This is a genomic window from Streptomyces sp. 7R007, from assembly GCF_054850255.1.
Genome location: NZ_JBTWMV010000031.1, coordinates 1 through 25,497, shown reverse-complemented (window position 1 = coordinate 25,497; position 25,497 = coordinate 1). Strand labels below are relative to the sequence as shown.

Below are 25,497 nucleotides of genomic sequence, written 5' to 3'. Positions count from 1 at the left end.
AACGCGAGACGGCTGCGCGGCCGCGCCGTCGTCACGCGTGCGCGGCCGTGGTGCCGGTGAGCCCCACCGGATTGCCGGCAGGCAGCAGCCCGGCCTTTCGTACCGCGCCGGCCAGGGGCGTGAGGAGGTCGGCGAGGCGGGCGGTGTGCTCCTGGCCGAGAGCCCGCCAGGGCTGTGCGGCGAGCGCGTCGGTCTGCGCCTCGACCGCGCCGCGTCCGGCGCTGCCCTCCGCGGTCAGCGCGCCGTCCTCGTCGAGCCAGCCGCGTCGGCGCAGTTCCGTCTCGGCGGCCGCCCAGTCGGCCGGCTCCCACCTGCGCCCCTCGCGCAGCAACGCGGCGTCCGATTCCCCCGCGGCCGCCTTGAGCACCATGGCGGCCACGGGGGAGAGCCCGTGCCCGACCAGCGTGGCGACATGGCCGTCACCCCGGTGCTCGCGCAACGTGGTCAGCGCCTGCCACAGCCGCGTGTGCGCCTGCCGCGGACGGTCGAGAGCCTGGTTCGCGGCGGCCAGCGGCCGGCCGGCGGTGCCGGCGGCGGCCGCCGCCCGCCATGCCAGGTCGGCGGCCTCCGCCATCCGCGCCGACGTGACCGCGTCACGGCCGAACAGCCCCGTCATGGCCGCGTCCATGGCCCGCAGCCGCGCCGCGAGGACGTCCTCCGGGGCCGCGTACCGCCAGGCGTCCGGCAGCGCGCGTGCGACACGGGCGGGATGGAAGACGTAGAAGCAGGCGGTGACGACGCCGGCGGGCACGGGGCCCAGGGGAGCCGCGCGCAGGGCGAAGTAACCCATCCAGAAGCCGCGCATGCCGAGTTCGTCCGCCGTCCGGCGGGCCTCGGGCGCGAAATAGAGCAGATCGTGGACCGGTTCGAGCCGCTCCCACATCATCCGCGCCGTCGTCGCCATGCCGCACCCTCTCCCTGGCCGGAAGGTATCCCCGGAACGTCGGCCGCACCGCCGACACAGGGCAGCATCGGTCATGACAGCCGTCATAACAAGCCGGGCGCACGGCCGCACCGGGAGGACGCGCTCGCGCCCCCGTCACGCGCTGCTGCTGTCGAGCAGGCCGCGGCCCAGGGCGGTCGCCGAATGCAGGACGTACTTGCCGTCGCGGCGGCTGACGACGAGACCCCCCTCGCGCAACACGCCGATCTGGTAACTCGCGCTGGGAGCGGCGATGCCGAGCGTGCGGGCGATCTCGGTGGTGGTGCGGCCGCCGTGCCGGGCGACGTCCATCAGCACGGCGCTTCTGGTGCGCCCCAGCAGCCGTTCGAGCCGTTCCTCACTCGCGCCCACCAGGCCGAGTGGCGGTTTGGCCACCGGATACACGAGCACCGGGTCGAGGTGCGGGTCGGCGAGCGAGGTCGGCCTGCGCCAGCAGAAGTACGACGGCACGAGCAGCAGGCCGCGGCCCTCCAGATGCAGATCGCGTGCGCTCGGGTAGTCCACCTCCAGCACGGGAGCCCGCCAGCGCGCCCACGGGCGCAGCCCGTCGAAGAGGGCGCGCGTGCCGCCTTGGAGCAGGGCCTGCGAGCGCAGCGCGACATCGTTGCCCACCGCCGACCGTACGGGACCCCAGTACGGCGCCAGCAGGGCGCGGAAGGACGATTCGAAGGCCGTGGCGAGCGAGGTGACGAAGGTGTTGGCCGAAAGGGCCGTGTGCATGGCCGCGTTGGGCAGCGCGCGGGCCCTGGCGAACAGCCGCAGGTCGCGCAGTAATCGTTCCCGTGGCGTGGCCCGCACCTGTTCCAGGCCGGCGGACAGACCCTCTCCGGTGACGGGCGGCGTGAGGAAGTCCGGGATGTAACCCGTGGCGGGAATCAGGGACTTCGCCAGCCGTACGGCGCGAGTCGCCTGTGTGTCGGCGAGCAGCCGCTCGGCGACCGAGTGACGCCAGCCGCCGAAGGGGAGCGGTCCCTGACGGCTGTTCAGACGGCAGACGGCGCAGACGAGTTCCCACAGCGGGTCGGGTTGCTGGGCTATGCGGACGTTTTCCAGATCGCGGGCGGTGAAGTGGATACGAAGCATCGAGTCGGTCACTCACAATGCGGTGGGGGGTGTGCGGCACGGTGGTCGGTGTGCCGTCAGTGAGACGACTGACTGCTGCGTATGGTTGTCGGCGCGAACAAGCCGCGGCGCACGAGCGCCGCGGCCGTGTCCTGCGTGGACCGCTCTCGGGTGACCGTGCCTTTAGAAGGGGGCGCAGAGACCGGGGTAGGCGCTGCAGGCGCGCAGGTTCGGGTCCCAGGTGGTGTTGGAGCTGGAGAAGAACACCTCCGGCACCCAGCCCCAGTTGCCGTTGTCCGCCTCGGTGAACGCCCAGGCGTTGTTGCAGTAGCCGCTGGAGCAGAACTGCGCGTCCAGCGTGTCCCCGCGGAACCAGTTGGTGTTGGCGCTGTTGATGGTGCCGACGAGAGTGCTCGACCCCGGCGCCGAACGGACGCCGATGCTGCCGCCCCACAGACGGCAGTAGTTCACGTCGCCGGCGCCGTGGTGGGCGCCGGCGGGGATGTAGGAGTAGGTCAGGTTGCAGGCCGTGTCGTACTGCGCGCTCGAAGAGGCGGCGGAGGCGGGGCCGGCGGTGACGCCCAGGGCCGTGACGACGGCCGCGGCGGTGGCGGCGAACGCGGCGGCCAGGGACTTCGCTGTGTTCCTCACTGGTGTCTCCCTCAGGGTCGGTTTCGTGCGGGGTCTCAGCCGCGCAGGGCGGCGGTGCCGGGGCCCTGCCCCGGGGTCTGGTCCCGGCGTCCGATCCGGGCGGCGAGCCGGTCGAGGCGCTCGTCGGACGGGGGGACGTCGATGTGGAAGTGCGCGTCGTACGGGGTGCGGAAGGTGCCGCCCCACCGCACCACTCCCGCGCAGTCGGCCACGATGTCGGCGACGGCGGCACGCTGAGCCGGGAAGAGCCCTCCGGCCGCCCCCGGCGGGTGGGCGCCGGGGCGGAGGGCGACGGCGGTGCCCGAGGCGTAGTCGGTCCGGAAGCCGCGCAGGCCGTGCGGGGCCTGGAAGCCGAGAATGTCGTCCGGGCCGAGGGCTTCCACCTCGTAGTGGTAGCGGCTGATCACGTACAGGAGCACGGTGGAGACCGCGCCGAGCCGCACGGCGACGGTGGCTCCGGTGCCCGGCACGGGTCTGCTCCATAGGGCGCCGCCGATGTCGGCGCCCTTCTCCATGGGCCAGCCGTTGGAGCTGACCGCGCCGGTGCGCGGTCGTTCTCGGGGCGCCTCGCCGGCACGGGCGGCCGGTGCCGTGTGGCCGGCGCGGTCCGTCGCGGCGGTGGCGGTCGTGGCGAGTGCGGGGACGGCCCCGGCCGCGCACACGGCCGCGGCGGCGGTGCGCAGCAGCAGGCGTCGGGGCAGGGTGGGATCGGGCAAGGCCATGGCGTTGCCTCCGGTGCGATGGGGTGAGTGGACCGCGGTCAGTCGCGGAAGAGCCGGTTGTACTTCTCGAAGACGGCGTAGAGGCCGATCATCGCGTTGCCGTAGCGTTCGGCGCCGTCGCCGGTCCCGTTGTACCGGCCCATGATCCGGCGGCTGTCGTCGTCGCTGCTGTTCACGGACGGCCGGGCGACACCGATGTCGGCGGCGCCCTCCACCAGCACGGCCGGGATGGTGCTGACGTTGTACACGTCGTCGTCGTGCAGGGCCCGCCACATGGCGTCGAGGTCGTCGGAGTTGCCGGCGTCCATGATGCGGCCGGTGATGATCCCCGCACGGATGCAGTAGTTGCGGGCCCGGATGCCGGTGGCGGCGAAGATCTGGCCCAGACCGGTGCTGCTGTCGTCCTTCAGGCCGGCTTCCACGGCGTCGTCCGCGGCCTTGTCGCCGATGTTGTACGCCCTGATCTCCCACAGCAGAGGGCACTGGATGAGGGCCTTGCGCATGCCGTACGTACGCGAAAGGGACGTCGTCAGCCAGTCCAGGTCCATCACCGCCTGGAACGACTGGGTGGTGGTACGGGTGCTCAGGGACAGCCCTCCGTCGCCGCCCTGCTCGGGCACCCCCATCGAGTTGACGAGGTAGTTCTGGACGTCGGCGAGGAGCACGCCCTGGAACATCGACTTGTTGAACAGGCCGTCCAACTGGCTGTCGTCGTCCTCCGGCAGGAAGCTGTTCTGCCCCTCGTCGCGGCCGGAGGCGATGTCGTTGTCGATCGTGATCGCGCCGTCTCCGCTGCCCACGGCGATGGTGGCGATCTGGTCGAAGGACCAGTCGACGGGATGGGGGTAGCCGAGGTTCCCGGAGAACCCGGTCGACATGTCGGACAGGAAGCTGGCCGTGGTCAGGCCCTCGGCGGCGACCCGGCTGCACACGTTGCGCGGGGCGTAGATGCCGATGCGGAACTCGGGCCCGTACTCGTCGATGGTGGCCTTGATGCCCCGGAAGTGGGGCAGAACGCTGTCGGTCACCTCGTGGTCGAGGGCGTCGAAGTCGACGGCGAAGTAGATGCGCGTGCCGGGTCTGAAGCCGTAGTGGCGGGCGCGTTCGATCGCCGCGTGGGCGTCGGCGATGCCCTGGGCGCGCCGGAAGTAGGCCGCCTCACCGCCGTAGGTCTGGTAGATCGGGAAGACGTTGAGGCCCTGTGCGGCGATGACCGCCAACTCGCCGGGCTGGAGCCGTTTGTTGAGGGTGGAGCCCGGCACGTTGGAGAGATAGCGGCCGATGTAGCGGTAGCCGGCCGCGTACAGGGCCCTGGCGCGGGCCGGGGTGACCTCCGTGACGGTGTCGCAGGCGGTGCCGGGGCGGCTGCTGTCACCCGTGGACACCAGCAGGGAGGCCCAGGTCGGGAAGTCGCCCTGACCGTTGACGGCAAGACGTACGAAACTCTGGAACTCCCGCACCCGAGAGCTGAGTTGGGCGTCGAAGGTGTCCGTGAAGGAGACGCCGGGGCGCCGGTTGAAGAGCATGGCGGCACTGAACAGGCTGACCCAGGTGCCGGTGGCTCCTTCGGCCACGGTGTGCTGGCGCAGTCCTTGTTTCGTGGCGGGGCCGAGGGAGCCGGTGGCGACGTCGTCGCTCATGCCGAGTTCGTACTGGATGGCGTAGACGAGGGCCTTCTGCACGTCGCGGGAGAAGTTGCCGTCGCAGGGGATCACGAAGAAGTCCCTGCGGCCGACGTAGCGGCCGTTGAGCCACCGCTCGACGCTGCGTATGGCGTCCGTGCCGCCCGCGACGACCACGTAGGCGTCCATGGTCAGCAGCGCCTTGAAGACCTTGGGCGTCAGTCCGTCGCCCGGGTAGACGCCGTCGACGCCCATGTTCTGCTTGAGTTCGGTCACCGACCGGGCGACGCGTTCCGTGTAGTCGCCGTTGATCTGGTCGCCGTCGTATCCCTTGCAGTACAGGCCCGACTGCACGATCCGATAGATGTTCCCGTGCCGGGTGCCCGCGTCCACGACCGGGAAGCGGCTCTGCAGCGCGGCGAGCGTCGCCGGTCCGAAGCTGTCCGAGAGGGTGGTCAGGCCCAGCTCGTACTGCAACGCCCGGGTGAGCGCGTACATGACCGTCCAGCTCGTCCTGCCGTTGACCTCCACCTTCGGTATGCCGTCGACGTTGTAGGAGTTGATGAATCTCTGGGCCTGCTCCACCATCGCGTCGGCCATCGCCGGCTCCCCCTTGCACCGAGCTCGGTCGGCTCGTCGGTGCGCGGAAAGCCTCCGCGACGGCGCGTAGGCCCGGCAATCAATTCGAACCGTGTCTAAGCGTGCGGACCGGGGTGCATTGACAGGGTCATGCTCGGCGGGTCACCGTGGAGAGGCGCGCTATGGGAGCGCTCCCACCGCTGAGGCGACCTTATCCCTACTCACCCCCAAGGATGGCCGCATGCAGCCGTCGCCCCCTCGTCTCACCCGTCGGACGCTGGTCACCGCCGCCGCTGCCGGCCTGGTCGCCGCCGTCGCTTCCCCCTCGCGCGCCTCGACGGCCCCGGCTGCCGCAACCCGCTTCCACACGGCGGGCCGGGTCGAGAGGGCCGCCGACGGGACCGTGCGCTACAGCTGACCCGGCGTCTACTTCGAGGGGCGGTTCCGCGGTACCGGCGTCGGCATCGTCCTCGACGACGCCGACAACGACTACGACGTCCAGATCGACGGAACGGCCGCCGCCACCCTCGTCACCCCGGGCCGCACGACCGCCTGGATCGACGGCCTCGCCGACACCGAGCACGGCGTCCGGCTCGTCAAACGCACGGAGAGCCCCTGGGCCGCGGGCCGGTTCGGCGGTTTCGTCGCCGCTCCCGGAGGCGTGATCCTCGCCCGGCCCCGGGCGCGGACCCGGCAGATCGAGTACATCGGCGACTCCTTCACCGCCGGCTACGGCGACGTCTCCGGCACGCGCGACTGCTCGGGCATCGGCGGGGTCGACAGGAACAGCGACGCCGACCTCGCCTTCGGGCCCGTGACCGCCCGCCGGCTCGGCGCCGACTGCCAGCTCAACGCCTTCTCCGGCCGGGGCATGGTCCGCAACCACGACGGAACCGACCCCGGCACGGATTTCCGCACCTCCTACGACCGGGCCCTGCTGAACATCGAAGGCGACGTCTGGCACAGGCCGGTCACCTGGCGGCCGCAGGCCGTCGTGGTGGGACTGGGCATCAACGACTTCTCGACCCCCCTCAACCCAGGCGAGCGCTGGGCGACGCAGGCCGAGCTGATCGCCGACTACGAGACGGCGTACCAGGGCTTCCTCGACACGCTGCGCGACCGGTACGGCCGAAGGACGTTCATCGTGGTCAGCGCGACCCGCCTGGCGGACACCACCGCGTTCGCCGACGCCACCGAGCGCATCGTCCGGGACCGCAACCGGCGCGGCGACGACCGGATCGGCCACTGGTACTACGACGGCGCCGGCCTGGACTACCTGGGCTGCGACTGGCACCCCTCCGCCCGCGACCACCGGATCATCTCCGGCCTGCTCGACCAGTACCTCGCCGCCCTGCCGCTTCGCTGGTAACGCCCCCGAGGAACCGGTGCGGGGTGCCGCGGGAGGGCATTCCCCGGCATTACGGAACAGGCCATGTCTTTTGCTCATTGCTCTCGTTACGGAACGCGGATGGCTGTTCAGCCCTCCTCCTGTGCGAAGGACCGTGCAGAGGCGTATCGGGGACTGAGTGACATGGGCTTGACCAGTCGGGCAACCGTTGATGCGATGGCGGCGCTGGCCGCCGTGTGTGTGGCGCTGCTGGTCTGGCTGTGGCCACGCTTCGCCCGCCCGGGGCTGCGGCCGGTGCTCGGACGGCTGGCGGCCATCGGTGTGACGCAGGTGACTCTCGTGGCGGCGTTCGCCTGCGCGGTGAACTCGTCGTACCAGTTCTTCGGGTCCTGGAGCGAGCTGTTCGGCAACGTCGACACCGCTCCCGTCGGCGTGACCCAGACGGCCGGCGCCGACGGCGGCTCGATGAGCGGCATCAGCAGCGTCCACGGGTCGCTCGTCCAGCCCGCCGGCAGCCAGCAGCTCGACCGGGTCGGCGGCCTGCCCAGCGGGCCGGCCGCGGTCACCGGGCGAGTGGAGTCGGTCAAGATCATCGGGCGGCGCACCGGCGTGGTCGATCCGGCCTTCGTCTACCTGCCGCCGCAGTACTTCCAGAAGGCATACCACCGCATGCGCTTCCCGGTGATCGTGGCGCTCAGCGGCTACCCCGGCAGCATCTTCAACCTCGCCCAGCACCTGCGGGTCCCGCAGACGGCCGCCCAGCTGCAGGGCAAGGGGCGGATGCAGCCGACGATCATGGTGATGATCCGGCCCACCATCGCACCGCCGCGCGACACCGAGTGCGTCAACGTCCCCGGCGGCCCGCAGGCCGAGACGTTCCTGGCCAAGGACCTGCCGCAGGCCATCAGGTCCGTCTACCGGGCCGGCCACGACGCGAGCGCCTGGGGCGTCATGGGCTACTCCTCCGGCGGCAGCTGCGCCCTCCAGCTGACGATGCGCAACCCCGGCGTCTACACCACCGCCGTCGCCCTCTCGCCCGACTACCGGGTGAAGGACGACCCCACCACCGGCAACCTCTTCGGCACCGGTCCCGGCCGCGCCGCCCGCGTCTCGGGGCACGACCTGATGTGGCGGCTGAAGCACCTGCCCGCGCCCCAGGTCTCGGTCCTGGTCGCCAACAGCAAACACGGCGAGAAGGGGTACGCGCAGACGCGGGCCTTCCTCCAGGCCGTCAGGCCGCCCATGCGGGTCGCCTCGATCCTGCCCGAGAACGGCAGCCACAACTTCCCCACCTGGGTGCGGGAGATGCCCGCCGCCCTGACCTGGATGAGCGCCCAGCTGACCTTCCCGCAGGACGTCGTACCCCGGCACCACCCCACGAAGGCGACGCCGCCCGCGGCCGCCCCGAGGCCCGGCCACCGCCCCGTCCGCGCGGAGGGCACCGCGCCCACGCCCACGGCGGCGACGCACCGGTGACGCTCGGCCGTATCCGGGCACTCTGCACATCATGGGCCGAACCGCGCTGACCGTCATCGATATGATCAACACCTACGACCATGCCGACGCCGAGCTCCTGCTGCCCTCGGTGACCGACGTGGTGCCGAAGGTGACCTCGCTGCTGGAACGGGCGCGCGGGAACGAGGTGCCCGTCATCTACGTCAACGACAACTTCGGCGAATGGCGCTCGCATCACGGCGAGCTCCTCGACAAGGCCCTGGCCGGCCCGCACGCCGACCTGGTGGAGCCGGTCGTGCCCGACGACAGCTCCCTCTTCGTGGTCAAGGCGCGGCACTCGATCTTCTACGAGACGCCCCTGGCCTATCTGCTGTCCCAGCAGGGCATCGACCATCTGGTGCTGTGCGGGCAGGTCACCGAGCAGTGCATCCTCTACTCGGCGCTGGACGCGCACATCCGCCACCTCGACGTGACCGTCCCCCGGGACGCGGTGGCCCACATCCACGCCGACCTCGCCGACGCCGCGCTGCGCATGATGGAACGGAACATGGGCGCCCGGGTCTGCGGGAGCGGCGATCTGTGGTGCTCCTGAGCGCTCACACCGGCCCGCCCGTCACCAGGGCCGCGGCGGCACGGCTGCGGTGGGCACGGAAACGGCGCAGGTAGGACCGTGCCATGGGGCCCGGCGGCACCCCCCGGGCGAACGCCCGCATATTGCGTTCTCCCGCGTTGTAGCCCAGGGCCAGCAACTCGTCGCTTGTGTAGTGGCGCACGTGCCGGTGCGGAAGGCTCCGGTCGAGGTCCTTCAGGTGCAGGGCCGCGGCCCGGATGGCGAACGCGGGATCGTCGCGCAGGTCGTGCCAGTGCCCGGACAGGCCATGTGAGCGCCGGACGCGCTCGAACGTCGCACGGTGCATGTTGGCCACCCCGAAGGACGCCCGGGGCTTCCACCACTGCCACAGCCGTTCCCACAGCGGATGGTGCGGCTTGTACGCCTCGTTGTAGAGCACGGTCATCACCAGGACCGGCGACACCCCGGCCTCCTCGGCGCTGTGCACCACCCGTCCGGCATACTCGGCCGGATCGTAGCCGCCGGGCCGCAGCGGCGGCGTCCGCACCTCGCCCCCGTCCGCCTGACCGGCCCCGGCACCGCCGTCGTCGGTTCGGCCATCCCCACCTCGTTTCTCCCTGGCCCGCGCGGGCCGCAGATCGTGCGCGATCGCGCAGTGAACGTGCCCGCGCGGCCCGCCCTCAATCCGGACTGCTCCGGTGCGATCCCCGGTCCGCGACCCCGGGACGGCGTCCCCGCCCGTCACGTGAACGTCTCGCTCCAGGCGGTGAACCGGGCGTCGGGCGCCGTGGACCGGGCCGGCGAAGGGAGGCGGGCCGCGGTGCACGGAAGGGCAAGGGCCCGGGCACCGAAGGGCAGGCGGCGGCGGACCCGGTGCGTGGCCCGCGCCGCCGTGAGCAGGTGACACGCGCCGGGACCCCGGGTTCGGGCCCACCGGGGAAGGTAGTGTGCTGAAGGCTCGAACGGCCTTTCGCGGGGCTCGTGTTGGAGACCGCGAGGGGTGAGTCGTTCGTACGGGCCGCCTGCACGCGACCTGTGAAAGTGGAGTTGATGAACGTGTCGACCGGCGGCAGACGTCTGCGAAGTCGGGCCACGGCAACAGCCCTCGTCTGCGCGATCACCCTGATTCCCGGCCCGGCCTACGCGGCCCCGAGCGACCCCGACCCGCAGGACCGGTCCGTCGAGGAGATCCAGACCGAACTCAACGGCCTGTACCGCCAGGCGGAGGTGGCCACCGAGGCCTACAACACCGCCGACGAGAAGGCGACCGAGCAGGAGAAGCGGCTGACGTCGCTGCGCAGGTCCCTGGCCCGCACCGAGGACCGGGTGGACGATCTGCACGACCTCGCGGGCGCGGCCGCGCGCACCCAGTACCGGGGAGGCGATCTGGCCGCAACGGGCATCCAGTTGCTGCTCGGCGACCACCCCGACCAGGCCCTCGACGAGGCGTCCCAGGCCCGTCAGGCGATGCGCAACCTGGTCAACGTCTCCGCGGCGCAGAACACCACCCGCGCGGACCTGGACCGGCAGACCGACGCCGCCGCCAAGAAGCTGCGGGAGCTGAAGGCCAGCCGTGCGGACAAGGCCGCGGCGAAGCAGGAGATCGAGGAGAAGATCGCCCAGGCCGAGCGGATCGAGGCCGGGCTGAAGAAGGACCAGACCCAGAAGCTGGCCCGGTTGGAGCAGGACCAGGCGCAGAAGGCGAAGTCCGAGTGGAAGGGCCCCACGGCGGCGGCCGGCACCACGAAGGCCGGCGGCGCGGCCGCCAGAGCCGTCGACTTCGCGATGGCACAGATCGGCAAGCCGTACGTGTGGGGTGCCGTGGGCCCCTCGTCGTACGACTGCTCGGGACTGACCTCCACGGCGTGGGCGGCGGCCGGCCATCCCATACCCCGCACCTCGCAGGCGCAGTGGCAGGGCCTGACCCGGGTCGCCCTGGCGGCCGTGCGGCCCGGAGACCTGATCATCTACTACAGCGACGCCACCCACGTGGGCATGTACATCGGGGGCGGGCAGATCGTCCACGCCCCGCGGCCCGGACGCACGGTCACCACCGCGCCCGCCGCCTCCATGCCCATCCTCGGCGTCGTGCGACCCGGAGTCTGAGCGGATGGCCCACTCCCTGACGCCCCGTGACGAGCACCACCTGCCCGCGCGCACCGCGCCGCCGCTGATCCGCCTCGACGCCTACGTGGCCGAGGACGGGTCGACGGTGGTCAACGGTCATCTGCTGGAGATGGGCGGCAGGCGCCCGCCCAACGAGGCGATCCTGGACGCCGTCGCCATGTTCGCCCGCACCCTGGGAGCGCCGGTGGCGGCCACCGTCATCGACCGCACGGTGCAGCAGGTGGCCCGGGTGTGGATGCAGCCCGACGGGTCGAGCCGGACCATCGCCGACGAGGAGGACCTGCCGCCCGGGCGGGAGCGGACCGCCGCGGAGGAGGCGGCGTTTCCCCCGCTGGCCCGTGTCGAGCGCATCATCCAGCACGCGCAGCGCGAGGAACTGCACGCCGCGTTCGTCCTCGCCAGCGCCCTGCGCGAGCACCTCACGCTGCGCAGGGGAGCCGAGGACGAACTGTCGCTGGAGGCGCGGGCGATCGAGGCGTACCTGGCGTATCTGCGCGCCGACTACGAGCTGTCCACCGTCCTCGCCCTGACCGTCGCGCGCATCCGCTGCCGTACCGACCCCCAGCGGGCGGTGCCCGAGGTGGCCCGCGCCACCGCTGCGTGGCAGCGGCTGACGGACGAGCGCCAGGTGGCGACCAGGGGACAGGAGCTGTCGCGCATGTGGGCGCACCTGTCCGCACAGGGCCTGCTGCTGGAGCCGTCGCACCAGGCCATGGCCCAGGCGGTCCGCAGCCGGCTCGAACGCGGCACTCAGCCCGCGCCGGCGCTCGCCTGCGGGCGGGAGGTGCTCGCTCCCGAGGACAAGCCCCTCAAGCCCACACGCCGGGGCCTGCGCCGCTTCACCCGCCGGCCCGGCCGGTCCACGGAGCCGTCGCCCTAGCGGTGGTGCGGGCGGCCGCGCGGCGCAGGCACCGGCGTACCGGCGTGCGGGGTGTGCCGGACGTCTCGGACTGAACATGCGGCGCCCGGGGCACATGGTGGAGTCATGATGGTGCTCGCCGTGGTCTTCGCCGTGCTGGGCGCTCTGAGCAACGCCGTGGGCACCGCCTTCCAGCGGAAGGCCGCCTCCACCGTCTCCCAGGGCGGCGGGGTACGCCTGCTGCTCGCCCTGGTGCGGCGGCCCGCCTGGTCGGTCGGCATCGCCGGGGTGATCGGCGCCGCCGTGTTCCAGGCACTCGCCCTGGTCAACGGCCCCATGGCACTCGTCCAGCCGCTGTTCATCCTCGAACTGCCGTTCGCCCTGCTGATCGCGTCGCCGCTGCTGCACCGGCGGCTGAACGCGCAGGGCTGGTGGGGGGTGGCGGGAGTGGTGGCCGGGCTCGCCCTCCTCCTCGCCGCCTCCGCGCCGGCCGGGAACCGCGAGCAGGCCCCGCTCCAGCGCTGGGTGCCCGTCCTGGTGCTCACCGTGGGGGCGATCGTCACCGCGGTCATGCTCGTACGGTCCTCCTCCTCGCCGTTCTTCCGCGCCGCCGCCCTGGCGACGGGCGCCGCGATCGGCAACGCCCTGACCGCCGCCCTGCTGAAGTCGGCGACGAGCCGGCTGTCCGACGGGGGCCTGTCGGCCTTCCTCGCCGCCTGGCAGACCTACGGCTTCGCGCTGACCGGGGTCACGGCCCTGCTGTTGCTGGAGAACGCGCTGCAGGCCGGCCCGCTCACCGCCTCGCAGCCCGCGCTGACGATCGGCGACGCGACGGTGAGCGTGCTGCTGGGCGTCGCCCTGTTCGAGGAGACGATCCGCACCGGCTGGTGGCTGCTGCCCGAGGCCGTCGGCCTTGGCCTGCTCGTGTGGGGTGTCCTGCGGCTGACCAGGGTCGTCCCCCATATGGCCGACGTCGTGCGCTGAGGGCGCCTGGGGCGTCCGTGGGGCGATTGATGCCGTGCGATGCCTGTACGGAGCGCGTGCGCCTGCGGTAGCTTCACCTCGCCCACTCGGAATGAATCGTTTCAATCCAGTCCGGGCACCGCAACGGCAGCCAGAGCCAGGGGAGATGAGGCAGTCATGCACCCGAACGCCGAGCAGGCAGCACAGTCAGGTCCGGGGCGGCGCGCGGTGGTCGTGGCGGGCGCCGGCGCCGTGGCACTCTCCGTGACGGGGATCTCCGCGGCGGCAGCCTCACCGGCCTCCGCGCCGGCCGCGGACGGCAGATCCTGGCACCGCTACGTCCAGGCGCCCGCCTCCCGCACCGTACGACCGGTACGGACCATCGCCACCACCGGCGACGTCCAGCACCCCGACGCCCTGCTGCGCCCGGGCGGGCAGGTCACCGTCCTGCACCGGGAGGAGCCGCCCGTCCCCACCCGCTGGCCCGAGGGCACGGTGGCCGTGGCGTCGTCCACGCACGCCGGCAACAACGGCAACGACGGGCAGCCGCGCACCTACGAGGCGGGCAACGCCATCGACGGGGACCCGGACACGTTCTGGAACGACGACACCATCGCCGCCGGACCCGACGTCCTGACTCTCACCCTGCCCGCCCCGCAGGAGCTGTCGGGCATCACCCTTGTCTCCGACAGCGACGGCGTACCGGCCGACTTCACCGTGGAGACCTGGCAGGCCGACCGGTGGCAGACCGCCGCCACGGTCTCGGACAACGATGTCATCCAGCGGGCGGTGCCGTTCACCGCCCCGGTCACCACCACCGGCGTCCGCATCACCGTCACCGCCGTCCAGGACACCCCGCGCGGCGACTTCACCCGCGTCAACGAGGTGTGGCCCGAAGCCATCGAGCCGGTCGTCGCGCCCAGCGTGACCCTCGACTTCGGCAAGGTCGTCGTGGGATGGCCCCGTGTCCGCTTCGCCGCGGCCTCCGACAACCATCCCGGAGTGCGCCTCGCCTTCTCGGAGACCCGGCAGTTCCTGACCGACCGCTCCGACTTCACCCGCTCCGACCAGGCGGGCGGCGCCGGCCAGGGCACCGACCAGTTCGCCGTGCCCGCACAGGGCGCCGACTGGCTGGACACCAAGGGCTTCCAGGCCGGGGACAAGGTGTACGCGGACGGGCTGCACGGGTTCCGCTACCTGAAGATCACGCTGGACGCGCCGGCGGCGGACGCTCCTGCCGCACAGCCCTGGGGCACGGTCGCGATCGACTCCGTCGCCCTGGAGTTCAGCGCCTACCTCGGCACGCCGGACACCTACCGCGGCTGGTTCGAGTGCTCCGACGAGGACCTGAACCGCTACTGGTACGGGGCGTCGTACACCAACGAACTCGTCACCGACACCTTCCGCCGCGACGACGTCGACCCGCGCAACGCCTGGAGCGCGTCGCTGGAGGGGAAGCTCGTGCTGCACGACGGCGCCAAGCGCGACCGTGACCCGTACGTCGGTGACCTGGCCGTGTCGGCACGCACCCTGTACCTCACCCACGACGAGGCGGCGGCCGCCGCCCGCAACGTCCTGGCGGACCTCGCCGAACACCAGCGGGCCGACGGCTGGATCCCGCCGGCGTCCATCGCCGGCTACGACCTGCACCTGTTCGACTATCCGCTGTGGTGGGTGACGTGCAGCTGGGACTACGTGCTCTACACCGGCGACCGCGACTACGCGGCGCGCTACTACCCGAACCTGCTGAAGGTCCTGGACCAGTGGTATCCCACCGTCACCGACGAGGCCGGTCTGCTGAGCAAGGGGCTCAACGGCACGGCCGACTACGGCGATTACGCCTTCCTCGGCCGCACCGGACGCATCACCTACTACAACGCCCTCTACGTGCAGGCCCTCAACGACGCGGCGGCGCTCGCCCGTTGGCTGGGCCGCCCCGCCGACGCCGCCCGCTGGGCGCAGCGCGCCGACGGGGTCGCCCAGGCCGTCAACACCCACCTGTGGGACGCGTCGGCCGGCGCCTACCTCGACTCCGCCACCGGAGCCGTCCGGCACGCCCAGGACGGCAACGCCATGGCCGTCACGTCCGGGGTGGCCGACGCCGAGCGCACCGCGAGCCTGCTCGACCACCTCGACGCCACCACCCGGCTGCGCTACGGCAACGCGTTCATGGACAACGACACCCTCTTCGGCGGCGCCTCCCAGCGGGTGTACGCCTTCACCTCGTACCCGGAGATCGTCGCCCGCTTCCTGGCGGGCCGCGCGGACTCCGCCCTGGACCAGATCCGCCGCACCTACGGCTGGATGGACTCGCACGATCCCGGCATCACCCACTGGGAGGGCATCGGCCCCAACGGATCGCTGTACGAGGACGCGTACACCAGCATGGCCCACGGCTGGTCCACCGGCGTGCTGCCCGCGCTGACGCACCAGCTCCTCGGCGCCCGCCCGACGTCACCGGGATACGCCGCCTGGGAGGTGCGGCCGCGCCCCGGCACCGTCGCCTGGGCCCGGGGACAACTGCCCACGCCCCACGGCCCGTTGCGGGTCGGCTGGAGCAACGCCGCCGAGCGGTTCGACCTGACCGTCCAGGCGCCGAAGGGCACCCGCGGCACGGTCGTCGTACCGGGCGCCGCGCAGGACGTGGCCGTACGGCTCGACGGGCGCCCGGTGTGGAACGGCCGCCGCGCCGCGCACCCCGGCGTGCAGGTCGCCGCCGGTCACGTCACCCTCACCGACCTGGCCGCCGGGGTCCATCACATCACCGCCACCGCGGTCTGACGGCGGGGGCGACGTCAGGTCACCGGCCCCGACGTCCGCGGCGCCGCGTCGTAGGAGCCGTCGGCGGCGAGGTCCCGAAGGCACCGCACCGCGGTGAGCAGTTCCCGGTGCGTGGTGTAGAGCGCGTTGACGCCGAAGCGCAGGAGGTCGGGGGCGCGCATGTCCGCGATCACGCCGTGGTCGGCGAGCGCGCGGGTCAGGGCGTGCGCGTCAGGGTGCCGCAGGGAGACCTGGCTGCCGCGGCGGTCGGGGTCGGACGGCGTGACGGAGGTGAAACCGAAGGGGGTGAGCAGGTCGTCGGCGCAGCGCAGCAGGAACCCGGTCAGGGACAGGCTCTTGGCGCGGACCGCGGCGAGGTCCACGCCGTCGAAGGCGGTCAGGGCCGCCTCCAGGGCGAGCAGGGACAGGATCGGAGGCGTGCCGATGCGGGCCCGGGCGATGCCGGGGGCCGGTGTGTAGTCCCGGCCCAGGCCGAAGGGGTCGGCGTGCCCGGTCCAGCCCGGCAGCGGGGTGCGCAGCCGCTCGTGGTGGCGGTGGGCGACGTACAGGTAGGCCGGTGCGCCGGGGCCGCCGGAGAGGAACTTGTAGCCGCAGCCGACGGCGAGATCGACGCCGAGGGCGTCCAGTTCGACCGGCATCGCCCCCGCCGCGTGGCACAGGTCCCACACCACCAGCGCCCCGGCGTCGTGGGCCGCCCGCGTCAGCTCCCGCATGGCGAACAGCTCGCCGGTGCGGAAGTCGACGGGCGAGTAGCTGACGACGGCCACCCGGTCGCCCTCGGCCCGCAGGAGGCGGGGCAGCTCGGACGGTGACACCCGCCGCAGGTCCAGGCCGCGGCGTTCGGCGACGGCGGCGGCCACGTAGCGGTCGGTGGGGAAGTGGCCGGGGTCGGTGACGAGCAGGTCGCGGTCCGGCCGGAGCGAGACAGCCGCGTCCAGGGCGGTGTACAGCTGCACGCTGGTGGAGTCGCCCGCCACGGTCTGGCCCGGCGCGGCCCCGATGAGCGCGCCGACGGCGTCGCCCACCCGCAACGGCGCCTCCCACCAGCCGTTGTCGTTCCAGGAGCCGATCAGGTCGGTGCCCCACTGCCGGGTCACGACGTCGGTGAGCACCGGCGGGACGGCGGCGGGCAGCGGACCGAGGGAGTTGCCGTCGAGGTAGACGACGTCCGGAGGGAGCAGGAAACGCTCGCGCAGGTGGGCCAGGGGGTCGTCGGCGTCGAGGCGCGCGGCGGCCTCGGTCAGGTCGGTCGTCGGCGTGACGGTCATCGGTGCGCGGGCTCCTCGGGGGCCGGTGCGGAGCGCTGGGCGGGGAAGGCGGCCGCCATCTTCCGCAGGGTGTCGGCGACGGCGCGGGCGCCGGGCGCGCCCGGTTCGATGAGGGTGTAGTGGCCGGTGCCGGGCAGGACGACCGTGCCGAGGTCGCGGTGGACGGCCGCGTAGTCGGAGAACTGGGTGAGGGGGACCTCCTCGTCGGCGGCGCCGTGCAGCAGCACGGTGGGCACCCCGGTGGTGCCGGCGCCGCGCAGCAGGGTGAGGGGGTCGACTTCGGCCAGGCGCTCCTCGAAGTGCTCCGCTCCGCCGAGGAGTTGCAGGGCGGCGCCGTTGCTGAGGTCGTCGCGGCGGGTGGCGGTGAGGTCGGTGAGGGGGGCCAGGGCGAGCACGCTGGTCGGCAGGGTGCGGGTGTGCCAGCGCGAGCCGGCCGGCAGCAGGCCGCGGGCGGCGCACCACAGGGCCAGGTGACCGCCGGAGCAGTGGCCGGTCAGGATGTACGGCCGTCCCTGGGGGAGGGTGTCGGCGATGCGGGCGACGTCGTCGAAGGTCTCGGGGTAGCCGCCGGCGCCTCCTGAGCGGCGGAAGCCGGGCAGCAGGACGTCGAAGCCCTGTTCGGCGAGGTAGGCGGCGAAGGGCGTCAGGTGCATGCGGTCGTAGCGCCAGTAGCCGCCGTGCAGCAGGATCACCCGCGGGGCGTCGGGGTCCTGTGCGGGCCAGGCGTCGTAGACCTGGTGCGGGTGGTCGCCGTAGCGGCCGTGCACCGGGGCGAGGACCGGCTTCAGGCTGAGCACCCGCTTCTCCTCCTCGGCCGCGAAGGCCGAGACGACCCTAGAGGTCACCGCGCACCTCCCACAGCTCGGGGAAGACCGGGCGGGCGGCCCGCTTCTCCAGCCAGGCCAGGCCCGCGGAGCCGGCGCTGCCGGGCTTGGCGCCCATGGCGCGGCGCACCACCAGGACGTGTTCGAAGCGCCAGCGGGTGACGAGTTCGGCGACGTCGGTGAGCAACTCGCCGAGCGCCAGGTGCGGGTGGTGCTGCGGCCCGGCGTAGATCTGCCGCCACACCTCCACCACCGCCGGGTCCGAGGTGTAGGGGCTGGTCAGGTCCCGCTCGCGGATGCGCAGGGGGACGTGCAGGCCCTGGCGGTGCAGGAAGGCCAGCACCTCGTCGTACAGGGTGGGTTCGCGGTAGGTCTCGGCGAGCGCCTCGTGGACGGCCGGGTCGCCGCGGTGCGCGCGCAGCAGCCCGGCGGACTTGTCGCCGAGGAGGAACTCCATGTGCCGGTACATCGCCGACTGGAAGCCCGAGGCCCTGCCGAACGCGGCCCGGAAACCGTTGAACTGAGCGGGCGTCAGCGCGGCGATGGGCGCCCAGGATCCGTTGAGGGCGGTCAGAGCCCGGCGGCTGCGGGAGAGGGCGTCCATCGCCGCGGGCAGGTCGTCCTTGGCGAAGGCCACCCGCGCGGTGCGCCACTCGTGCACGATCAGGGTGAACCACAGCTCCATCACCTGGGTGGTGACGAGGAAGCCCATCTCGTCCGGCGCGTCGGTGAGCGGCTGCTGCAGGGAGTTCAGGACGGAGGCGTGCACATAGCTGTCGTAGGGGCTGGGGCCGGTGAAGGGCCGGGTCAGGGTGTCGTCCGTGCCGGGCTCGGCGAGAGCGGTCGGGCGGTCGTTCATCGCATCTCCAGGTGCTGCGGCCGTGCGGAGGCGACGGCCGCGTCAGGGTGCCGCGGAAGGTGGGGGTGGGGTCACACGCCCAGGTGGACTCCGCCGGACGCGTCGATCCACTGGCCGGTCACCCAGCGGGCGTCGTCGCTCGCGACGAAGGACACCACGTCGGCGATGTCCGCCGGTTGGCCGAGCCGGCTGAAGACGGAGGCCTCGGAGTAGCGGCGGCGGATCTCCGGAACGGCGAGCGTGGGGTTGATCTCCGTCTCGGTGTAGCCCGGGGCTACGGCGTTGACGGTGATGCCCCGGGGCCCGAGCTCCTGGGCGAGGGTGAGGGTGAGGTAGTCGAGGGCGGCCTTGGTCATGGTGTACGCGACGATCGCGGGGAAGGCGACCCGGGTGGCGACGGAGGAGATGTTGACGATCCGGCCGCCGTCCCGCAGCCGGTCCAGGCCGCGCTGGATGATGAAGAACGGCGCCTTGGTGTTGATCGCGAACACCCGGTCGTAGTCGGCCTCGGTCACCTCGGCGATGCGGCGCGGGACGGTGATGCCCGCGTTGTTGACCAGGATGTCGAGGCCGCCGTCCGCGCCCTGGCCCGCCAGCGCCCGGTCGAAGGCCGACCACAGGGTGTCGGCGTCGCCGGGCACGCCGAGTTCGGCGTGGACGGTGAAGGCGTGGCCGCCGTCGGCCTCGATCTCCTTGACGGTCCGCTCGGCCGCGGTCAGGTCGTGTCCGTAGTGCACGGCCACCAGGGCGCCGTCGTGTGCGAGGCGACGGCTGATGGCCCGGCCGATGCCCCGGCTGCCGCCGGTGACCAGGGCGGTCTTTCCTGCAAGGCGGGCGGTGGTGCTCACGTGCGTCTCCTTCGCTGCGGGTGGACGGGGAGGGACGGCCGCGGGCGGCCGTCATACGTCGAAGTCGAGGACGAGTTCGGGGGAGTCGGGCCGGGCCCGGCACACGAGGGTGTGGCCCGCGGCCCGGTCGCGGTCGTCGAGGGCGTGCTGCCGCTCGGCGCGCACCCGCCCCGACACGACCTTGGCGCGGCAGCTGCCGCACACGCCTTCGCGGCAGGCGTACGGCACGTCCGGGTGGGCGCGCAGCAGGGCGTCGAGGATCACCGTGTCCTGTGGTCCGACGGTGGCCTGTCGGCGCCGTCCGTCGAGCAGGACGGTGACGCGGGTCGTCCCGGCGGTGTCGTCGGCGACCGCGGCCGGGGCGGGGCCGGCGGCGGGGGGAGTGGGGCTGGAGGTGAACAACTCCCAGCGTACGAGCGCCGGTTCGGCGCCCCAATCGGCCAGGAAGCCCCGTACGGTGGCGATCATCCCCGGCGGCCCGCACAAGGCGAAGGAGGTGGCTTCGGTGGGCCGGGCGCCGAGGACGGTGAGCAGGCGGGAGAGCCTGCCCGCGTCGAGGCGTCCGCGCAACGGGCCGCCGTCGGGCGGCTGTTCGTCGCGGGTGAGGACGTACAGGATGCTGCAGCGGTCCAGGAACGTGTCCTTCAGGGCGGCCAGTTCGTCGGCGAGCAGGGCGTGCGCGGAGGTCGGCACGGAGTGGACGAGCGACACCCGGCAGGTGGCGTCCCGGCGCAGGACGTCGGCGGCCATCGGGGCCAGCGGGGTGATGCCGGAGCCGCCGGCGATCAGGACATGGTGGGCGCCGGGCAGCTCCGGCAGGGCGAAGTGGCCGGTGGGGGCGGACAGTTCGAGGCGGTCGCCGGGTGCCAGGCGGGCGGCGTGGGCGCCGAAGCCGTCCGGGGCGCCGCGTCTGATGACCAGGCGCAGGGCCGTCGGGTCGTGCGGGGGCGGGCACAGGGAGTAGGCGCGGCGCAGTTCGCCGTCGGCGCGGCGATGGCGGACGACGACGTGCTGCCCGGGCCGGTGGGCGAAGACCTCGCGCAGCCCGGCGGGCACTGCCAGGGTGACGGCCACGGCGTCCGCGGTCAGACGGCACACCTCGTCGACCGTGACGGCGTGCCAGCGGGTGCGCGTGGCCTCGCGCACGGCCTGTTCGGCGGGCGTGTCCCGCAGGACGGCCGGCGGAGTGGCGGCGGTGTTCACGGGGTGCCTCACAGCGCGGTCAGGTGGGGGAAGGGCTCGCGGCACGCCGTGCACCACAGCACCGACTGGCAGCGCGACGGGCCGAAGGGGCTGTGCGGCCGGGTGGCGCGCGAGCCGCAGTGCGGGCAGGGCACGCCGCCCAGCTCGACGGGCACCGGATCGCCGGCCGCCGTGCGCTCCGGCGGGGCGATGCCGTGGGCGGCGAGGGCGCGCAGGCCGCGGGGGGTGATGCGGTCGGTCGTCCACGGGGGCGAGAGCACCTGCCGTACCCGGCCGTCGGGGTGGCCGCAGGCGGCGAGGACCTCGCGGACGGCGGCGGTGATCGCCGGCAGCGCGGGGCAGCCCAGGTAGGTGGGGGTGATGTCGACTTCGAGGGTCCCGTCCGGTGCCGGGCCGACGCGGCCCACCACGCCGAGGTCGCCGAGGGAGATCACCGGCAGTTCGGGGTCGGGCAGCGCCTCCACGCGCCTGCGCACCTCCGCCGCGGCGAGGGGCGGCGCCGTCCCCGCGCCGCCGCTCACCAGGTCCCCACGGGGAACTCCCGGTGCACCGACTGCAGTTCGCCGATCAGGCCGGTGAACTCCTCGGTGTGCAGGCCCGAACGCCCGCCCGCGGCCTGCCAGGAGGGGGCGGGCACGGTGAGTCCCGCGCCGGTGACGACCTCGGTGACGCGTTGCTCCCACGCCGGGCGCAGTGGCGCCGGGGAGGGTGCGGTGCCGGTGGCGGCCAGGCGCCGTACGAGGTCGTCCTCGTCGAAGAGCTCGCCGGTGTAGGGCCACACGTGCTCCAGTCCCCGCTGCATCCGGCGTGCGCTCTCCGCTGTGCCGCGGCCCAGTTGGCGTGTCCAGCGGTCGGCGTGCGAGCGGTGGAAGGCGACCTCCTTGGCCGCCCGCGCGCCGAAGGCGGCGAGTTCGGGGTCCGGGCAGCCGGCGAGGGCCTCGTAGTGCAGGAACGCGTAGTGGGCGTAGGCGAGTTGGCGGGCGATGGTCACCGCGAAGTCGCCGTTGGGCAGTTCCGTCAGCAGCGTGTTGGTGAACTCGCGTGGATGGCGGGTGAAGGCGAGGTCGTCCTCGGTGCGGCCGGTGCCGTCGAGCCGTCCGGCCAGGGTGAGCAGGGTGCGGGCGTGGCCGACGAGGTCCAGGGCGATGTTGGACAGCGCCAGGTCCTCCTCGATCATGGGGGCGCGCGTGATCCACTCGCACAGCCGCTGGCCGAGCACGAGGGCGTCGTCGCCCAGGCGCAGGAGGTAGGCGGCGAGGTCGGGGTCGGCGGGGGCGTCCACGGCGGGGTGCGCCCGCCGGTCACTGGTGGTGGTCACCATCCGGCCCTTTCTCGGTGAGCGGCGGGAAGTGCTCCGGATACCGGTACGGCTTGTGGTGGGCGTTCGCGAAGTACGGGTCGCGTTCGTCGGGAGAGGCCGCGTGCACGGCGTCCGAGCGCACCACCCACAGCGACAGCGGATCGCCACGGCGGGTGTACAGGTCGCGGGCGACCGCCAGCGCCGCGTCCGGGCCGGCGGCGCGCACCGAGCCCACGTGCTGGTGGGCGAGTCCGCGGCGCGCCCGCAGGAAGACCTCCCAGGACGCGGGCGCGCCCTCGCCGTTGCCGCTCATACGTGCTCCTCCTGGTGGACGAGGGCCCGGGCGGCGTACGCGACGGCGGCCTCCCGGACCCAGGCGCCGTCCTCGTGCGCACTCCTGCGGTGGTCGACGCGCCGGCGCGCCCAGTGGGTGTCCTCGCCCAGGGCCCTGCGGTAGGTGTCCCAGTCGACGGGGGTGAAGTCGTAGTGGCCGCGCTCCTCGTTCCAGCGGATGGCCGGGTCGGGCAGCGTCAGGCCCAGGCGCTCGGCCTGCGGGACGCACTGGTCGACGAAGCGCTGGCGCAGCTCGTCGTTGGTGTGGCGTTTGATGCCCCAGGCCATCGCGCGGCGGGAGACGGAGGCCCCCAGCGCGGCGGTCCGGGCGTCGGCGCCGCCCGCCTCGGTGTCGGGCGGGCCGAACATCAGCGCCACGGCGGGCAGCCACCAGCGGTCCACCGCGTCCTGCGCCATCGCCTTCTGCTCGGGTGTGCCCTCGCACAGGGCGCGCATCAGGTCGTACCCCTGGCGCACATGGAAGGCCTCCTCCTGGCACACGCGGCGCATCGCCCGCGCGTAGGGGCCGTAGGAGGTACGGCACAACGGCGCCTGGTTGATGACGGCGGCCCCGTCGGTCAGCCAGGCGATGGCGCCGGTGTCCGCCCAGGTCAGCGCCGGGTGGTTGAAGGTGGCCGAGGCGCGCTGGCGGCCCCGGTGCAGGGCGTCGAGCAGCTCGGCGCGGTCCACTCCCAGGGTCTCGGCGGCCGAGTACAGGTACAGGCCGTGGCCGGCCTCGTCCTGGACCTTGGCGATGAGCACCGACTTGCGGTGCAGGGACGGAGCGCGGGTCAGCCAGGCACCCTCGGGCTGCATGCCGATGATCTCGGAGTGGGCGTGCTGGGCGATCTGGCGGATCAGCATGCGGCGGTAGCCGTCCGGCATCCAGTCGCGCGGTTCGACCGTCTCGCCGCGGGCGACCAACTCCTCGAAGTGCGCGAGCAGCTCCCGCTGTCCGGCGTTCTCGGGGGCGGCCGTGTCAGTGCTCACCCGGCACCGCCCGTGCGAGCGAGGTTCGCCGCGACGGCGCGGCGCACGGGGCGTCCTGCCGCGGACCGGACCCGTACCGGCTGCCTGGACACGCGCATCACTCCCTGGTTCGGCGCCCGCCCGCGTCCCGCAGCAGCGGCGGGCGCGGGCGGAGCAGGTGTCTTCGTTCCGGTAAGGAGGCCGGGCGGGCGGCGCGGCTATCCCTGCCGCCCGTGACCGGTGTGCGTGACAAAGCTCACGGGCGGCTGCGGGGAGTGTGCGCGGCGGCGGGCGCCTCTTGTGGGGTGACAGTCCAGGCCCGCACGGCGGCGTTCCGGCATGCCGCGGCGAAAGGGGAAACCATGAGCACCATCAGGGAGTTGCTGGTCGAACTCACCGGCACCGCCGAGTACGCGGACGCGGTCGGCGACGACGTCGACCTCGCCGCCAGCGGCATCGACTCCGGGGACCTGGTGCGCCTGGTGCTGCTCGTCGAGCAGCGCCTCGGCGTGGAGATCACGGCCGAGGACATGGAGAAGCTGCGCACGATCGGCGACTACGAACGGTTCGTGGCCGAGCGTTCCGTCGCCGGCGCCGCCGGCGGTGCGTGATGTGGCTGACGCAGCTGCTGGAGCGCAACCGGCAGTGCTTCCCCCACCGGGTCGCCGTCGCGGACGAGCAACGCAGCGTCACCTGGGCGCAGTTCCACGACCGTACCGCCGAACTCGCCCGCGGCTTCGCGGAGCTGGGCATCGAGCGCGGTGACCGGGTGGCCGTGCTGTCCAAGGACCGCGTCGAGGTGCTGGAGAGCTACTTCGCGCTCGCCCGCCTGGGCGCGCTGTTCGTGCCGCTGAACCACAGCCTGGCCGAGCCGGAGGTCGCCGGCATCGTCGAACGCGTCGGCGCGGTGGCGGTGCTTGGCGAGTCGGAACTGCTCGACCGCCATCCCCGGCTGCCGGAGTCGGTGCGCACACGGGTGGCGCTGGACAAGCCCGCCTTCGCGGCGCTCGGCACGCTGGCGCCCGAGCGGGAGCTGCCCCCGGTGGCCGACACCGACCCGATCGCCGTCCTGCACACCTCGGCGACGACCGGCCAGGCCAAGGGCGTCACCGTCGACAGCGGTTCCTTCCGGGCGATCGCCCTGGGCTGGCTGGTCATGGCCCGGCCCACCGACGACATCGTCTTGGTCAACTGCTGCCCGCTCTACCACGGCAGCATGGTCGTCTCGCTCACCTACATGGCGGCCGGCGCCACGATCGTGCTGATGCCCGGCTTCACCCCGCAGCGGGCGCTGACCGCGGTCGAACGCCACCGGGCCACGCACCTGTGGATGGTGCCGCAGATGCTGCGCTTCATGCTCCAGGCCAGGTCGTCGCGGCACACCGACTTCTCCTCGCTGCGGGAGGTCCTCTACGGCGCCGCGCCCATGCCGCTGGACGTGTACGCCGAGGCCGTGGAGCGGCTGGGCTGCGGCTTCCGGCAGGTCTACGGCATGACCGAGGTCGGCGGTCCCTTCGTCACCCTCGGCCCCGACGAGCACCCCGCCCCGGGGGACGTCACCGCGCGCATCCCGTGCGGACGGGTCGTGCCGGGCATGTCGGCCCGCGCCGTCGACCGGGACGGGCGGGAGGTGCCGCGCGGCGAGATCGGCGAGATCGTGGTGCGCGGGCCCGGCGTCATGCAGGGCTACTGGAACGACCCCGAGGCCACCCGCGAGATCACCCTCGACGGCTGGACCAGGACGGGCGACCTGGGCTTCGTCGACGGCGAGGGCCGCATCAGCCTGGTGGACCGGACCAAGGACGTCATCATCCGCGCGGGTCAGAACGTCTATCCGTCGGAGATCGAGCGCGCCCTGATGACCCACCCGGCGGTCCACGACGCGGCGGTCGTCGGCATGCCCGACGAGGACTACGGCGAGGTCCCGCTGGCCTACGTCGCCCGGGAGCCGGGCGCGCCGGTGAGCGCGGCGGAGCTGCTGGGCCACGTCGCGGGGCTGCTCGCGCCCTACAAACGCCCGCGGCGGGTGGAGTTCATCGAGCAGGTGCCGCGCAACCCCGCCGGGAAGATCATCAAGAAGCTGCTGCGGGCCTGAGCGTGGCCCGCGGTGCGCGCGGCCATGCGGTGCCGGACGGGTGGTACCGGGGCCGGGGCGCGACCGTCGCCGACGACGAGGCTGGCGCGGGCAGCCAGGTCAGCGGGCCGTCGCC

At 73.1% G+C, this 25,497-nt stretch carries 23 protein-coding genes and 1 pseudogene; 9 read left to right on the top strand and 15 right to left on the bottom strand.

Translation table 11 applies throughout. The annotated features are described in order from the left end of the window. Positions 1-31 precede the first annotated feature (31 nt). From ACYF6T_RS31275 to ACYF6T_RS31255, 5 genes are all read right to left on the bottom strand, one after another. Positions 32-904 carry an SCO6745 family protein gene (locus ACYF6T_RS31275; RefSeq protein WP_461700669.1) on the bottom strand — a complete coding sequence of 291 codons (873 nt, stop codon included), beginning with the start codon at positions 902-904 and terminating at the stop codon, positions 32-34. A gap of 135 nt (positions 905-1,039) precedes the next feature. Then, entirely contained in the window at positions 1,040-2,038 is a 999-nt protein-coding gene (locus tag ACYF6T_RS31270; RefSeq protein ID WP_461700668.1) for an ArsR/SmtB family transcription factor, read from the bottom strand. A gap of 150 nt (positions 2,039-2,188) precedes the next feature. Next, a complete protein-coding gene (locus tag ACYF6T_RS31265) occupies positions 2,189-2,656 on the bottom strand; it encodes a hypothetical protein (protein WP_461700667.1) in 468 nt (155 codons plus the stop codon). Positions 2,657-2,691: 35 nt separating this feature from the next. Next, positions 2,692-3,378 (bottom strand): hypothetical protein, encoded by a 687-nt coding sequence (locus ACYF6T_RS31260; protein ID WP_461700666.1) that lies wholly within the window; start codon positions 3,376-3,378, stop codon positions 2,692-2,694. Positions 3,379-3,416: 38 nt separating this feature from the next. After that, complete coding sequence (locus ACYF6T_RS31255; RefSeq protein ID WP_461700665.1) at positions 3,417-5,600, bottom strand: glycoside hydrolase domain-containing protein; 2,184 nt, start codon at positions 5,598-5,600, stop codon at positions 3,417-3,419. A 220-nt stretch (positions 5,601-5,820) separates the two neighbouring features. Here ACYF6T_RS31255 and ACYF6T_RS31250 point away from each other — a divergent pair. The 3 genes and pseudogenes from ACYF6T_RS31250 to ACYF6T_RS31240 all read left to right on the top strand — a co-directional run bounded on the left by ACYF6T_RS31250 (position 5,821) and on the right by ACYF6T_RS31240 (position 8,974). Next, positions 5,821-6,948: pseudogene (locus tag ACYF6T_RS31250) on the top strand (SGNH/GDSL hydrolase family protein). 162 nt (positions 6,949-7,110) lie between these two features. Continuing rightward, positions 7,111-8,403 (top strand): alpha/beta hydrolase, encoded by a 1,293-nt coding sequence (locus tag ACYF6T_RS31245; protein WP_461700664.1) that lies wholly within the window; start codon positions 7,111-7,113, stop codon positions 8,401-8,403. 31 nt (positions 8,404-8,434) lie between these two features. Continuing rightward, on the top strand, positions 8,435-8,974 hold the full coding sequence (locus ACYF6T_RS31240) for a cysteine hydrolase family protein (protein ID WP_461700663.1): 540 nt from the start codon (positions 8,435-8,437) through the stop codon (positions 8,972-8,974). Between the two features lie 4 nt (positions 8,975-8,978). Here the strand turns inward: ACYF6T_RS31240 and ACYF6T_RS31235 are convergent, their stop codons facing one another. Beyond that, positions 8,979-9,500 (bottom strand): lytic transglycosylase domain-containing protein, encoded by a 522-nt coding sequence (locus ACYF6T_RS31235; RefSeq protein ID WP_461700662.1) that lies wholly within the window; start codon positions 9,498-9,500, stop codon positions 8,979-8,981. 503 nt (positions 9,501-10,003) lie between these two features. Between ACYF6T_RS31235 and ACYF6T_RS31230 the strand changes: the two genes are divergently transcribed. The 4 genes from ACYF6T_RS31230 to ACYF6T_RS31215 all read left to right on the top strand — a co-directional run bounded on the left by ACYF6T_RS31230 (position 10,004) and on the right by ACYF6T_RS31215 (position 15,683). Then, on the top strand, positions 10,004-11,059 hold the full coding sequence (locus ACYF6T_RS31230; protein WP_461700661.1) for a C40 family peptidase: 1,056 nt from the start codon (positions 10,004-10,006) through the stop codon (positions 11,057-11,059). Between the two features lie 4 nt (positions 11,060-11,063). Then, positions 11,064-11,960 (top strand): hypothetical protein, encoded by an 897-nt coding sequence (locus ACYF6T_RS31225; RefSeq protein WP_461700660.1) that lies wholly within the window; start codon positions 11,064-11,066, stop codon positions 11,958-11,960. Positions 11,961-12,065: 105 nt separating this feature from the next. Further along, complete coding sequence (locus ACYF6T_RS31220; protein WP_461700659.1) at positions 12,066-12,923, top strand: DMT family transporter; 858 nt, start codon at positions 12,066-12,068, stop codon at positions 12,921-12,923. Positions 12,924-13,079: 156 nt separating this feature from the next. After that, positions 13,080-15,683 carry an alpha-L-rhamnosidase-related protein gene (locus ACYF6T_RS31215; RefSeq protein ID WP_461700658.1) on the top strand — a complete coding sequence of 868 codons (2,604 nt, stop codon included), beginning with the start codon at positions 13,080-13,082 and terminating at the stop codon, positions 15,681-15,683. Between the two features lie 14 nt (positions 15,684-15,697). Here ACYF6T_RS31215 and kynU read toward each other — a convergent pair whose 3' ends face one another. The 9 genes from kynU to paaA form a co-directional block, all read right to left on the bottom strand. Then, complete coding sequence (kynU, locus tag ACYF6T_RS31210) at positions 15,698-16,951, bottom strand: kynureninase (protein WP_461700657.1); 1,254 nt, start codon at positions 16,949-16,951, stop codon at positions 15,698-15,700. Next, a complete protein-coding gene (locus tag ACYF6T_RS31205) occupies positions 16,948-17,796 on the bottom strand; it encodes an alpha/beta hydrolase family protein (RefSeq protein WP_461700656.1) in 849 nt (282 codons plus the stop codon). Before ACYF6T_RS31205 ends, kynU begins: the two co-directional genes overlap by 4 nt. Next, positions 17,786-18,634: a tryptophan 2,3-dioxygenase gene (locus ACYF6T_RS31200; protein WP_461700655.1), complete on the bottom strand. Its 849-nt coding sequence runs from the start codon at positions 18,632-18,634 to the stop codon at positions 17,786-17,788. The genes ACYF6T_RS31205 and ACYF6T_RS31200 overlap by 11 nt, the downstream gene beginning before the upstream one ends. A gap of 71 nt (positions 18,635-18,705) precedes the next feature. Continuing rightward, positions 18,706-19,482: an SDR family oxidoreductase gene (locus tag ACYF6T_RS31195; protein WP_461700653.1), complete on the bottom strand. Its 777-nt coding sequence runs from the start codon at positions 19,480-19,482 to the stop codon at positions 18,706-18,708. A gap of 51 nt (positions 19,483-19,533) precedes the next feature. Further along, positions 19,534-20,685 carry a 2Fe-2S iron-sulfur cluster-binding protein gene (locus tag ACYF6T_RS31190; RefSeq protein ID WP_461700652.1) on the bottom strand — a complete coding sequence of 384 codons (1,152 nt, stop codon included), beginning with the start codon at positions 20,683-20,685 and terminating at the stop codon, positions 19,534-19,536. Positions 20,686-20,693: 8 nt separating this feature from the next. Further along, entirely contained in the window at positions 20,694-21,209 is a 516-nt protein-coding gene (gene paaD / locus ACYF6T_RS31185) for a 1,2-phenylacetyl-CoA epoxidase subunit PaaD (protein ID WP_461700724.1), read from the bottom strand. Next, positions 21,203-22,006 (bottom strand): 1,2-phenylacetyl-CoA epoxidase subunit PaaC, encoded by an 804-nt coding sequence (paaC, locus tag ACYF6T_RS31180; RefSeq protein ID WP_461700651.1) that lies wholly within the window; start codon positions 22,004-22,006, stop codon positions 21,203-21,205. The genes paaD and paaC overlap by 7 nt, the downstream gene beginning before the upstream one ends. Further along, positions 21,987-22,298, bottom strand: coding sequence for a 1,2-phenylacetyl-CoA epoxidase subunit PaaB (paaB, locus tag ACYF6T_RS31175; RefSeq protein WP_461700650.1), 312 nt, complete (start codon positions 22,296-22,298; stop codon positions 21,987-21,989). The genes paaC and paaB overlap by 20 nt, the downstream gene beginning before the upstream one ends. Further along, a complete protein-coding gene (paaA, locus tag ACYF6T_RS31170; protein ID WP_461700648.1) occupies positions 22,295-23,308 on the bottom strand; it encodes a 1,2-phenylacetyl-CoA epoxidase subunit PaaA in 1,014 nt (337 codons plus the stop codon). Before paaA ends, paaB begins: the two co-directional genes overlap by 4 nt. Positions 23,309-23,649: 341 nt before the next feature. Here paaA and ACYF6T_RS31165 point away from each other — a divergent pair, with 341 nt between their 5' ends. Beyond that, complete coding sequence (locus tag ACYF6T_RS31165; protein ID WP_461700647.1) at positions 23,650-23,898, top strand: acyl carrier protein; 249 nt, start codon at positions 23,650-23,652, stop codon at positions 23,896-23,898. Further along, positions 23,898-25,382 (top strand): class I adenylate-forming enzyme family protein, encoded by a 1,485-nt coding sequence (locus ACYF6T_RS31160; protein WP_461700646.1) that lies wholly within the window; start codon positions 23,898-23,900, stop codon positions 25,380-25,382. The genes ACYF6T_RS31165 and ACYF6T_RS31160 overlap by 1 nt, the downstream gene beginning before the upstream one ends. Positions 25,383-25,497: the final 115 nt, after the last annotated feature.